Source organism: Cryobacterium ruanii (genome assembly GCF_004404055.1).
In the GTDB taxonomy this organism is placed as follows: Bacteria; Actinomycetota; Actinomycetes; order Actinomycetales; family Microbacteriaceae; genus Cryobacterium; species Cryobacterium ruanii.
The window spans coordinates 296,828-308,619 of record NZ_SOHK01000005.1; the positions used below are offsets into that span (position 1 = coordinate 296,828).

Annotated in this window: 13 protein-coding genes and 1 tRNA gene; 10 read left to right on the forward strand and 4 right to left on the reverse strand. The window is 65.0% G+C overall.

Annotation, left to right across the window (positions count from 1 at the left end; all coding sequences use genetic code 11):
• The first annotated feature begins 12 nt into the window (after positions 1–12).
• From murI to E3T47_RS02885, 4 genes are read left to right on the forward strand one after another with little or no spacing between them, the layout of a single operon-like run.
• Positions 13–885 (forward strand): glutamate racemase, encoded by an 873-nt coding sequence (gene murI, locus E3T47_RS02870; RefSeq protein WP_134554112.1) that lies wholly within the window; start codon positions 13–15, stop codon positions 883–885.
• Between the two features lie 9 nt (positions 886–894).
• A complete protein-coding gene (gene rph, locus E3T47_RS02875; protein ID WP_134554113.1) occupies positions 895–1,641 on the forward strand; it encodes a ribonuclease PH in 747 nt (248 codons plus the stop codon).
• On the forward strand, positions 1,638–2,234 hold the full coding sequence (gene rdgB, locus E3T47_RS02880) for an RdgB/HAM1 family non-canonical purine NTP pyrophosphatase (RefSeq protein WP_134554114.1): 597 nt from the start codon (positions 1,638–1,640) through the stop codon (positions 2,232–2,234). The genes rph and rdgB overlap by 4 nt, the downstream gene beginning before the upstream one ends.
• 59 nt (positions 2,235–2,293) lie before the next feature.
• Complete coding sequence (locus tag E3T47_RS02885) at positions 2,294–3,202, forward strand: cation diffusion facilitator family transporter (RefSeq protein WP_134554115.1); 909 nt, start codon at positions 2,294–2,296, stop codon at positions 3,200–3,202.
• Between the two features lie 22 nt (positions 3,203–3,224).
• Here E3T47_RS02885 and E3T47_RS02890 read toward each other — a convergent pair whose 3' ends face one another.
• The 4 genes from E3T47_RS02890 to E3T47_RS02905 all read right to left on the reverse strand — a co-directional run bounded on the left by E3T47_RS02890 (position 3,225) and on the right by E3T47_RS02905 (position 5,879).
• The gene (locus tag E3T47_RS02890; protein WP_134554116.1) at positions 3,225–3,962 is read right to left on the reverse strand and encodes a DedA family protein; all 738 of its coding nucleotides are present in this window, start codon (positions 3,960–3,962) and stop codon (positions 3,225–3,227) included.
• Positions 3,963–4,034: 72 nt separating this feature from the next.
• Positions 4,035–4,757, reverse strand: coding sequence for a DedA family protein (locus E3T47_RS02895; RefSeq protein ID WP_134554117.1), 723 nt, complete (start codon positions 4,755–4,757; stop codon positions 4,035–4,037).
• Between the two features lies 1 nt (position 4,758).
• A tRNA-Leu gene (locus E3T47_RS02900) sits at positions 4,759–4,840 on the reverse strand.
• A gap of 91 nt (positions 4,841–4,931) precedes the next feature.
• On the reverse strand, positions 4,932–5,879 hold the full coding sequence (locus E3T47_RS02905) for a LysR family transcriptional regulator (protein ID WP_134554118.1): 948 nt from the start codon (positions 5,877–5,879) through the stop codon (positions 4,932–4,934).
• A 159-nt stretch (positions 5,880–6,038) separates the two neighbouring features.
• On the opposite strand from E3T47_RS02905, the gene E3T47_RS02910 reads away from it, so the two are divergent.
• The 6 genes from E3T47_RS02910 (at position 6,039) to E3T47_RS15750 (ending at position 11,792) form a co-directional block, all read left to right on the forward strand.
• The gene (locus E3T47_RS02910; protein WP_134554119.1) at positions 6,039–7,445 is read left to right on the forward strand and encodes an MFS transporter; all 1,407 of its coding nucleotides are present in this window, start codon (positions 6,039–6,041) and stop codon (positions 7,443–7,445) included.
• Between the two features lie 98 nt (positions 7,446–7,543).
• Positions 7,544–8,374, forward strand: coding sequence for a 3-hydroxybutyrate dehydrogenase (locus tag E3T47_RS02915; protein ID WP_134554120.1), 831 nt, complete (start codon positions 7,544–7,546; stop codon positions 8,372–8,374).
• A 168-nt stretch (positions 8,375–8,542) separates the two neighbouring features.
• Complete coding sequence (locus E3T47_RS02920) at positions 8,543–9,775, forward strand: TadA family conjugal transfer-associated ATPase (RefSeq protein WP_134554121.1); 1,233 nt, start codon at positions 8,543–8,545, stop codon at positions 9,773–9,775.
• Positions 9,772–10,629, forward strand: coding sequence for a type II secretion system F family protein (locus E3T47_RS02925; RefSeq protein WP_134554122.1), 858 nt, complete (start codon positions 9,772–9,774; stop codon positions 10,627–10,629). The genes E3T47_RS02920 and E3T47_RS02925 overlap by 4 nt, the downstream gene beginning before the upstream one ends.
• A 13-nt stretch (positions 10,630–10,642) precedes the next feature.
• A complete protein-coding gene (locus tag E3T47_RS02930; protein WP_134554281.1) occupies positions 10,643–11,575 on the forward strand; it encodes a type II secretion system F family protein in 933 nt (310 codons plus the stop codon).
• A gap of 40 nt (positions 11,576–11,615) precedes the next feature.
• Complete coding sequence (locus tag E3T47_RS15750; RefSeq protein WP_166805587.1) at positions 11,616–11,792, forward strand: hypothetical protein; 177 nt, start codon at positions 11,616–11,618, stop codon at positions 11,790–11,792.

The following is an 11,792-nucleotide window of genomic DNA, read 5'->3' on the forward strand; positions in this document are numbered from 1 at the left end:
GGCTTGGTCTCCGTGACGGATGCACCGATTGGTATTTTTGATTCCGGAGTGGGCGGCCTGACCGTCGCCCGGGCGATCAAGGACCAGCTACCCAACGAATCCATCCTCTACATCGGTGACACGGCCCACTCGCCGTACGGGCCGAAGAAGATCGCCGACGTGCGGGGTTTCGCCCTCGATGTGCTCGACGATCTCGTGGCGCAAGACGTGAAAATGCTCGTCATCGCGTGCAACACGGCGTCAGCGGCGATGCTGCGGGACGCCCGGGAACGCTACAGCGTGCCCGTGATTGAAGTGATTCAGCCAGCCGTGCGGCGCGCCGTATCAACGACCCGCAACCAGCGTGTGGGAGTCATCGGCACCCTCGGAACCGTTACCTCTCGCGCCTACAACGATGCCTTCGCGGCGGCGCCCCAGATCACCCTGATCAGCCAGGCCTGTCCACGTTTCGTCGAGTTCGTCGAGGCCGGCATCACGACCGGCGCCGAGGTGCTCGCCGTCGCTGAGGAATACCTTGCACCGCTGCGGGCAGCCGATATCGACACCCTCGTGCTCGGCTGTACCCACTATCCCTTTCTGCGTGGCGCCATCTCGTACGTGATGGGAGAAGGCGTCACCCTGGTCTCGAGCGACACCGAAACCGCCAACGACGTCTACCGGGTGCTCGTGAGCCAGGGCCTGGAACGCGCCCGAACAAGCCCGCCCAGCTACCGCTACGAAGCCACCGGCGACAGCGCCGAAGATTTTCTGGCCCTCGCCCATCGCCTGATCGGACCAGAGATCAGCAGCGTCGACCTGATTGCGACCGGCACGCTCAACCTGAGCGAGCTGACACCATCGGCTTCGCGCATGCCCACCCTTTCCTCGCTGAACACGAACCACTAGGAGTACACCGTGACCGAGACCCTGCGCGCCGACGGGCGCACCAACGATGAACTGCGGCCGATCACCATAGAGCGTGGCTGGAGCGACCAGGCCGAAGGGTCGGCGTTGATCTCCTACGGCCGCACCAAGGTGCTCTGCACGGCGTCGTTCACCAACGGAGTTCCGCGCTGGATGAGCGGTAAGGGCAAGGGCTGGGTGACCGCCGAATATTCGATGCTGCCGCGTTCGACCAACAGCCGCATGGACCGCGAATCGGTCAAAGGCAAGATCGGCGGCCGCACCCACGAGATCAGCCGCCTGGTCGGGCGCAGCCTGCGCGCGGTCGTCGACATGAAGGCGCTCGGCGAGAACACCCTCGTGCTCGACTGCGACGTGCTGCAGGCCGATGGCGGAACCCGCACCGCGGCGATCACCGGCGCCTACGTGGCCCTCGCCGATGCCCTCGAGTGGGGTCGCAGCAAGAAGTTCATCTCTCAGAAGGCGCAGCCGCTGCTCGACAGCGTCTCGGCCGTGTCGGTCGGAATCATCAGCGGTGTCCCCATGCTCGACCTCGCCTACACTGAAGACGTGCATGCCGACACCGACATGAATGTCGTCGTCACCGGCCGCGGCAAGTTTGTGGAGGTGCAGGGCACGGCCGAAGCAGCACCGTTCGACCGCAGCGAACTCGACACGCTGCTCGACCTCGCCCTGAAGGGCGCCGTCACCCTGACCGAATTCCAGACCAGCGCACTGACCGAAGCACGGGAGCGCTGAGCGTGCAGATCGTTCTCGCCACGCACAACGCCCACAAGGTCGAGGAATTGCGGCGCATCTTGGCCCCGCAGCTGCCGGGTATCGACGTGCTCGCCTACGACGGCCCGGAACCCGTCGAGGACGGCATCAGCTTTACCGAAAATGCTTTGATCAAGGCGCGTGCCGCTGCGGCCCATACCGGCATGCCAGCGATCGCCGACGACTCGGGCATCTGCGTTGACATTCTCGGTGGGGCACCCGGCATCTTCTCGGCGCGCTGGTCGGGGCCGGCCAGGGACGCCGACGAGAACCTGCGCCTGCTGCTCTGGCAGGTCAGCGATGTTCCCGAGCAGCACCGCGACGCCCACTTCACCTGTGTCGCGGCTGTGGCCCTGCCCGACGGCACCGAGCGCGCCGTGATCGGCGAATGGCCTGGGCAGCTTCTCTTTGAACCGGCCGGCGCGAACGGTTTCGGGTACGACCCGATCTTTCTGCCCGAGGGCTACGCGATCTCGGCCGCCGAGCTCTCGGCCCACGTCAAGAACCAGGTCAGTCACCGGGCGATCGCGTTCGATGCACTAGTGCCGGTGTTGCGCGATCTGCTTGGTAACTGATTCACTGCCGCCGCGCTGGGCGGCTAGCGGGTGGCCCGCCGCAGCCCTAATCTTGAGCCATGGGCCACGAGCACGCGCAGGGCACCGGATCAAACCATAGGCGATTGTCGATCACCATCGGCATCGTCGCCGCGGTGTTGCTGCTCGAAGTGGTCGGAGCCTGGCTCACCGGCTCGCTCGCCCTGCTCGCCGATGCCGGACACATGCTCTCCGATCTGCTCGGGCTGATCGTGGCGTTGACCGCGACCGTGGTGGCGGCGCGCCCGGCTACCGACCGGGCCACCTTCGGCTTTCAGCGCGCCGAGGTGTTCGGTGCCCTCATCAACGGCTTGATTCTCATTGTCATGGCGAGTGTGGTCTCGGTCGCAGCGATCATTCGGTTGATCAACCCGAGCGACGTCGAGGTACTCGGAACCCCGATGCTCGTCGTCGCCGTTATCGGACTGGCCGCCAACCTGGTCGCGATGGTTCTACTCCGCCCCGCCGCTGCCGGGTCGATCAACATGCGCGGCGCGTACCTCGAGGTGCTCGGCGATGCGTTGGGATCGGTGGCCGTCATCGTGGCCGCCATCATCATTCTCAGCACCGGTTTTGCCCAAGCGGATGCCGTCGCCTCGCTCGTCATTGCCGGTACGATCGTGCCTCGCGCCTACTGTCTGCTGCGTGATGTCGTGCGGGTTTTCAGCCAGTCCACCCCGGCCGACACCGACGTGAGCGAGATTCGGCGTCACCTGTTCGGTACGGCCGGTGTCGTAGCCGTGCACGACCTGCACGTGTGGGCTATGACGAGCGGGGCTCACGTGTTCACCGCGCACATCGTCGTCGAGCCGGCCGTCCTCGCTGCCGGCACCGACGCCCTCCTCGACGAGCTGTCGGGGTGCCTCGCCGTGCACTTCGACGTGGCGCACTCGACCTTTCAGCTGGAACCGGCCGAGCACGCGGAACACGAGGACCAACAGCACCGCTGAGTATTTCGAGGCGCTGAACGGATCAAACCTCGTGACGACCGTCGTGGTTGGTCTGGAACGTCTCCGGGTCGAGCAGGTGGCCGCCCGTCGCGGTGGTGGGAAGGGCGCGTACTCGACGAGCTTTGACGACGGACTGCACGTAGTGGTACACCGTGGGAATGAGGGTGACGACGACCGCACCGATCAGGATCAGGTCGATGTACGTGGTGACGAAATCGGCCACCGGCGGAATGTACCCGAGAAAGTACCCGGCGAAGGTCAGTCCAGCTCCCCAGATCAGGGCGCCGATCAGGTTGTACAGGGTGTACTTCCGGTAGTCCATGTGGCCGACGCCCGCGGCCACCGGTGCGAAGGTGCGCACGATCGGTACGAACCGGGCCACGATGACAGCCACGCCGCCGAAGCGTACGAAGAACGCATTGGTACGGTCGACGTTCTTGATGCTGAACAGGCCGGACTCCTTGCGCTCGAAGACTCGCGGACCGAACTTATGCCCGATGAGATAGCCGACCTCACCGCCCAGGAAAGCGGCAAAGCCAATCGCCAGGGCGACCCACCAGATATCGATCTGGATGACGCCCGCGGCGGGGAAGGCGAGCAGACCGGTGATGATCAGGAGGGTGTCGCCGGGCAGGAGAAAACCCACGAGCAGCCCGGTCTCGGCAAAGACGATGGCGCAGACCACGAGCAGTGCCCACGGGCCGGCCGATTCAATGATCTGGGTCGGGTCGAGCCAGGGAATCAAGGCGGTGTGAATCACGTGGAAAGCTCCTGTTGGCGTGCGGGCAGACGATCGGGTTGCGACGGCGGGTGCCGAGACACAGGATATCGCCTAATCGTGGAAAAGTGCCGGTCGTCGCGCCCCCGAAGCTGGGGTACTCAGGGGGTTGGGGCGGTGCGGGTGATTGCTGGCGGCGGCATCCGCTCTGCGCTGGGCGCGGTCGATGCGCCAGGTGCGACACCCGACGACGACCGAGGCCGTGATGAGCACGCCCGCGATGATGTAGGCCGCACTCTTGACGCCCGGGATTGTTGCTGCGTAGTAGCCGGTGAGGGTGAGCCCGACCCCCCAGGACAGCGCGCCGAGCAGGTTGCTCGAGAGGAACTTGAAGTAGTTCATGCGGCCTACGCCAGCGACGACGGGAACGAACACCCGGGCCCACGGCATGAATCGGGCTATGACCACCGACCACCAGCCGAATTTGCTGTAGAACGATTCGGTTTTAACGATTGCGGCCTGGGTGCGCCGGCCGCCGTGCCGTTCCAGGTAGCCGCGTCCATAGTGACGTCCGAGCAGAAAACCCACCTGGTCGCCAAGGAAGGCCGCGATGCCGGTGCCGATCACCAGGATCATAATGTTGATATTGCCCGTGGAGGCGGCCACGAGGCCGGAGCCGAACAGGAGCGAGTCACCGGTGATGAAGGGAATGAACACGCCCAGAAAGAGCGCCGTTCCAGCGAAGACCAGGCCCCAAATGAGCAAATAAAACAAAACGGCGCCCGTGTGCGAGAGAACGTCGTTCAACATGTTGTCGAGTGCTGAAACCTGGACCATGTGCGGGAGAGGGGACTTGAACCCCCACGCTCGAAAGCACAGGAACCTAAATCCTGCGTGTCTGCCAATTCCACCACTCCCGCCGGTGTGTACCCAGTCTAGATGGCCAGCTGCGCGGCTGGGTGTAGGTGACTGGGTCTAGTCGGCTGGGTCTGGTCGGTTGGGTCTGGTTGGCTAGGTCTGGTTGGCTGGGGATGCGTCGACGGCGTCGTCGCCGAGGAGTGCCGCTGTGAACGACTCCATCTGGGCGCGGAGTGCCCCGACAAGCGCCGCTACCGCCGGCAGCCGCAAGGACTCGCTACGCACGACCATCCAGTACGGCAGCCGCTCCTGAAACTCCTCGGGCAGCAGGCGCAGCAGATCTGCGTGCTGATCCGCCATGAAACATGGCAGAAAGCCGATTCCGGCGCCGGCCCGCGTACCCTCCACGTGCACGAACACGTTGGTGGAACTGAGCGACTCCCGCATCTGCGGCACCAAACGTCGCGGGGCGTCGAGGTCGTCGACCTGCAGCATAGAATCCACGAAATAGACCAGCGGATGCTCCGTCAGTTCGGCAATGGTGGTCGGTGTGCCGTGCGACTGCAGGTAACGGCGAGAGGCGTACATGCCGAGGTTGTAGTAACCGAGCAGAATCGACTCTGCCCGGTGTACCTGCGGCTCTCCCACTACGACTTCGATATCCAGTCCGGAACGGTGCTGCAGTGCGCGCCGGGTGACGGTGACGATTTCGACCCGCAAGAGCGGATGCCGCCGCTGCAGGGCTGCCACGGCCGGGGCAGCAATGTAGGCGCTGAAGCCGTCAGTCGCCGACATACGCACGACGCCGGAGAGCTTCTGGGCTTCAGCGTCGGAGCCGCGAAGCAGACTGACGGCGGATTCCACCCCCTCCGCCGCGGTCCTGGCGCGTTGGCCGAGCTCGGTCAGCTCCCAGCCGCCCGGGGCGCGGGCCAGCAGCCGCCCGTCGAGGGCCTTTTCGAGGGCGGCGATTCGCCGGGACACGGTGGTGTGGTTGAGCCCCAGGCTTTCCGCTGCGGTCGTGAATCGGCCGGTGCGGGCGACGGCCAGAAAGATGAGGAGATCATCGGGAGTGGGCGCGGTACCGGCCAACGGAAAGGTCATATCTGCAATTGTGCACACGCGCTCTGTTTTTTTGGTTCTTGTTGCCCGCCAGCCGTGCGTGAATACTCAGTCAGGTCGTGCTTTTGTTGAGCGACGGATCACTTTCCGCACATCTCTCAGGCCAGGTACGTGTCATCGACGACACAAAGGAGACAGACAATGAGTGTCAACCAACGCGTTGGAGCTGCCAGTTCCGGTAAAACCACTCGCCCGACCGGCAGCGAATCCGAAAAATCCGGCCTCAAGAAGATCGTCGCCGCCTCCATGGTCGGAACGGTCGTAGAGTGGTACGAATTCTTCTTGTACGCCACCGCCGCGAGTCTGGTCTTCGGCACGGTTTTCTTTCCAAACGCCGGCAGCGAACTCGACGGCATCATCGCTGCCTTCCTCACCTACGCGGTGGGATTCATCGCCCGACCCCTCGGTGGCATCGTCTTCGGCCAGATCGGTGACAAACTCGGGCGCAAGCACACCCTGCAGGTGACGATCATCATGGTCGGTGTCGCCACCTTCCTCATGGGCTGCCTGCCCGGCTTCGACACCATCGGCTACTGGGCGCCCGCCTTGCTCGTGGCCCTCCGCTTCATTCAGGGTTTCGCGGTCGGTGGTGAATGGGGCGGCGCCGTTCTGCTCGTCGCCGAGCACAGCCCGAACGCGTCGCGTGGATTCTGGTCGAGCTGGCCACAGGCCGCCGTTCCGGTGGGGAACCTGCTCGCCACCCTCGTGCTTTTGACCATGACGTGGGTACTGCCGCCCGAGCAGTTCCTGAGCTGGGGTTGGCGGGTCGCGTTCTGGCTCTCCGCGGTCATTGTCGTGATCGGCTATTACATCCGCACCCACGTCAGTGAAGCCCCGATCTTCCTCGAGGCCCGCGCCCAGGTCGAGGCCGAGAAGACCGTCAACTACGGCGTGCTCGAGGTCGTGAAGAAGTACCCCAAAGGAATTCTCGGAGCCATGGGCCTGCGTTTCGCCGAAAATATTTTGTACTACATCATTGTGAGTTTCTCGATCGTCTACCTGAAGACGGTGCACGAGTATGACACCGGCCAGCTGCTGATCGCCCTGCTCATCGCCCACGTCGTGCACTTCATCGTGATCCCACAGGTCGGCCGGCTGTCCGACCGTCTTGGCCGTAAGCCCGTCTACTTGGCCGGTGCCGTGCTCGGTGCCAGCTGGGCGTTCTTCGCCTTCCCCATGTTCGACACCCTGAACCCTGTGCTCATTATTCTCGCCGTCACGGTCGGGCTCTGCTTCCACGCCCTGATGTACGCTGGTCAGCCCGCGATCATGAGCGAAATGTTCCCGACCCGCATGCGCTACTCGGGTGTATCGCTCGGCTACCAGGTCACGTCGATCCTGGCCGGGTCGATGGCCCCGATCATCGCCGCCGCACTGCTGCAGCAGTACAACACCTGGATTCCCGTCGCGATCTACATCATGATCGCCTGCGCCATCACGGTTGTCGCGGTGGTCACCCTGAAGGAGACCAAGGGAACGTCGCTGCGCGAGGTCGACGCCGTGGACGCTCGCAAGCACGGGCTGGAGCCCGTGGGTACCGGCAACTGACCCGGCTCGAGCAACCCGGATCGCACGAGGCGGGGTGCCGATGGCACCCCGCCTTTCGCCGACCTGCCCCGCAGCAATCGCGCAACCGAAGGAACACCATGACTGATCTCACCGACGCCGCCAGCGTCAACACCGTATCTGCCAGCACCACGCCGGTCCGAACCGCCGAGCAGTCCCTCGCCGGGCGTCGCGCCCTCGTCACCGGCGGTGCGAGCGGCATCGGCGCCGCCGTTGTTCGGGCGCTCGCCACCCGCGGCGCGCACGTCGTCATCGCCGACGTTGACACCCTGGGCGCTACCGCCCTGGCCGAGGAAGTCGGCGGGTCGATCTGGGCTGTCAACCTGATGGACACCGACGCCCTGACCGACGACACGCTCGCCACCGCTCTTGGCGGCGTCGACATCCTGGTCAATAACGCCGGAATCCAGCGAATCAATCCGATCCAGGACTTCAAGCCGGCCGACTTTCACAACATTCTCACCCTCATGCTCGAGGCGCCGTTCCTGCTGATCCGGGCGGTACTGCCGCAGATGTACGCCGCGAACTTCGGGCGCATCATCAACGTGTCGTCGGTGCACGGCATTCGCGCCTCGCCGTTCAAGAGCGCCTACGTATCGGCCAAGCACGGGCTCGAAGGCCTGTCCAAGGTCACAGCCCTCGAGGGCGGCGCGCATGGGGTCACGAGCAACTGTGTTGCTCCCGGCTATGTGCGCACGCCCCTGGTCGAGAAGCAGATCACCGATCAGGCACTCGTCCACGGAATTCCGGAATCAGAGGTGCTCAGCCAGATCATGCTCACCGAGAGTGCGATCAAACGACTGGTCGAACCGGAAGAGGTCGGCTCGCTCGTGGCCTGGCTCGCCTCAAACGATGCTGCGATGGTCACTGGGGCGAGCTACACGATGGACGGCGGCTGGTCGGCCCGCTGATCCCGGAGCCGGGCGGCCACGCCGGGAGGTGACGGATCATCGCAACGGATGCCCCGGCATCCGCTGCCACCATTGTTTCTCTTGGGTTTTTTTGCTGTTCAAGGGACCAAAAAACAAGCCCTGTGAGTAGATCCGACGAAGATTTGTAAATGAGGCCATCATGCGGGGATGACCGAAGCCGTTCGTATCATCACAGACCAGGTACGCCAGCGAGTGCGCCGCGAGGGCGTCGACCTCGCGGCCAACAACGCGTTGGTCGAGCAGTACGTGCGCGAAGAACTGAGACGCTACAGCGAGCGGGCGCTCGGCGGGAGTGCTCCGATGATCGCCGACGAGCACCAGGCCGCCCGCGAGGTCGTGGCCGCGCTCACCGGTTTCGGCGTTCTGCAGCCGTTTCTCGACGACCCTGAGATCGAAGAAATCTGGATCAACGGCCCGGCCCGGGTGTTCGTAGCTCGAGACGGGGTGCCCGAGCTGACCACGCTGCTGCTCGGCGAACAAGACGTACGTGATCTGGTCGAGCGGATGTTGCAGGCTTCCGGTCGCCGGGTCGACCTGTCATCGCCCTTCGTCGACGCCTCGCTGCCCGACGGTTCCCGGCTGCACGTGGTGATTCCCGACATCACGCGCAAGCACTGGGCGGTGAATGTTCGCAAGTTTACCCGGCGAATCCGCGACCTGAACCAGCTCGTCGGCCTCGGCGCGCTCACCCAGCAGGCGGCCGATTTTCTGCGGATCTGCGTGCTCGGCGGTCAGAACATTCTGGTCTCGGGTGCCACTCAAACCGGCAAGACCACGATGCTGAACGCCCTGCTCTCGTCGACGCGGCCGGGTGAACGCATCGTGACGGTAGAGGAGACGTTCGAACTCGACCTGTCGGCCCGCGACGTGGTTGCGATGCAGTGCCGGCAGCCGAGCCTCGAGGGCACGGGGGAGATCACCCTGCGCCGGCTGATCAAAGAGTCCCTGCGCATGCGGCCCGACCGGCTCGTGGTCGGCGAGGTGCGCGAGGCGGAAAGTCTCGACCTTCTCATCGCCCTGAACAGCGGGCTGCCCGGCATGTGCTCGATTCACGCCAACAGTGCCAGGGATGCGCTCGCGAAGCTCTCGACGCTGCCGCTGCTGGCCGGACGCAATATCGATTCGTCGTTCGTGCTGCCAACGGTGGCGGGCTGTATCGACATCGTGGTTCACTGCGAGATCGATCGGCACGGCCGCCGGCGCGTCACCGAGATAATCGCACCGAGCGGGCAGCTTTCGGGCTCCACCATCGAGGCGAGCCCTCTGTTCCTGTCCCCGCATGGCTTTCTCGAACCGACCGGCTCGCACCCCACCAAGCTCGCCAAGTTTCGTGCGGCCGGCGTCGATCCGGTGCCGGTGCTGCGGCAGGGGGCCGCATGACTCTCGTGCTGGGGTGCCTGCTCGGAAGCGGGCTGGTGCTGGTGCTGGCACCGTTCCTCTGGCCGGCGAATTCCGCAGCCAAGCGTTCCGGAGTGGGAGAGCGGATGCGGATGCGCCTGGTTCAGGGCGGGCTCGCAGCGGTACCCGCGCCGGCGTTTCTGGCACTGTCGGCGATCGTGGGGGTGGCATCCGCTGCCCTCGTGCACGGGATATTCGCGGTTCTCGCGCTCAGTGCCGTTGCCGGGCTGGCCGGGCTGTTGCTGCCGTGGCTGATCGTGTCGTGGCGGGCGGCGGCGCGGCGTCGGGCTAATCGCACGGTCTGGCCCGACGTCGTCGATCACCTGGTGTCGGCGCTGCGTTCCGGGCTGGCGTTGCCCGACAGCGTGAGCAGCCTCGCCCAGGCCGGACCAGTCGCGACCCGTACTGCGTTCGCTAAGTTCGAGCGCGAATACCGGGCCACCGGCAACTTCAGCTACTGCGTAGACGAGCTCAAGTGTTCCCTCGCCGATCCGGTCGCCGATCGCATCCTGGAGACCCTGCGCATGGCGAGGGAGGTCGGCGGCAGCGACCTCACGGTCGTGCTGCGCAGCCTCGCGGCCTGGCTGCGACAGGATGCCGCGGTACGGCTCGAAGTGGAAGCCCGCCAGTCGTGGGTCGTGAATGCGGCCCGCCTGGGCGTCGCGGCGCCGTGGATTATTCTGGTTCTACTCGCCTCGCGACCTGAAGCGGCCATCGCCTACAACTCGCCGGGCGGCGTCATCGTGATCGCGAGTGGCCTCACGCTGTCGATCATCGCGTATCGCGTCATGATCGCCCTCGGTCGCCTTCCGGACGAACGCCGGTGGTTCTCGTGAACTCGTGCGGCCGATGAACGCCGCGCTGGGCTGGGCTGTTCTGTGCGGGAGCGGCCTCGGCGTCGGGCTGTGGTCGCTCGTGAGCCTGACTCCGCGGCTGAGCCGGCCCCGCCTGATCGACCGGGTGGCACCGTACGTCCTCGATATTTCCCCGGAAGCGCGCCGCATCATGGCCCGGCGTACGGTGAACCCGATTCCTGTTCTGGGCTGCCTGTTTGCGCCGCTGTTCGGAGTGCTCACCCGGGGGTTGTCGAGCCTTCTCGGTGGCAGTGACACCGTTGCGCGGCGCCTGCACCAGTCCGGATCGGTGCAGACGGTCCTGGAGTTTCGCTCGGTGCAGCTCGTCTGGGTATTGCTGGCCTTCGCTACCGCAACCGTGATCACCATTGTGGCCCTGCCCGAGCTTCTGTTGCCCGCCCGACTTTCGCTGCCGTTCGTGGCCGCGGTCGGCGGCGCCATGCTGCGGGATTGGCTGCTCCGGCGGGCCGCGGCCGCGCGGCTGGCGCGCATGCGCAGCGAGCTACCGACCATTCTCGAATTCCTCACCCTCTCGCTGTCGGCCGGGGAGGGCATCCTGGATTCGATCAGGCGCGTGTCGCGCACGAGTTCGGGGGAGTTGTCGCGGGAATTTGCCGGGGTGGTCGCTGAGGTACACACCGGGGTTCCGATCGGAACAGCATTGCAATCACTGTCGCGGAGCATCCAGTTGCCGGAGCTGACCCGGTTCGTCGACCAGGTCACCGGCGCACTGGACCGCGGGTCGCCGCTTGCCGAGGTGCTTCGGGCGCAAGCGCAGGATTCCCGCGACCAGACCAAGCGCACGCTGCTCGAGCTGGCCGGCAAGAAAGAAGTCGCGATGCTGGTGCCGCTGGTTTTTTTGATTCTTCCGATGACCGTTCTATTCGCTGTCTTCCCCGGGCTCGTTGTGCTCCAGGCCGGGTTTTGACGTTCCACCGAACCATCCACCCACAAGAAAAGAGAATGACATGACCCGAATCATGCTCCGCTTCAACCGCCTGCTCCGCGATGAACGGGGAGACGTGCCTGGCTGGGTGCTGATCACTCTGATGACGGCAGGTTTGGTTCTGATCATCTGGGGACTCGCCGGCCCAGCTCTCAGCGGGGTGTTCCAGCAGGCCATGGACCGCGTCAGCAGTTTCTGA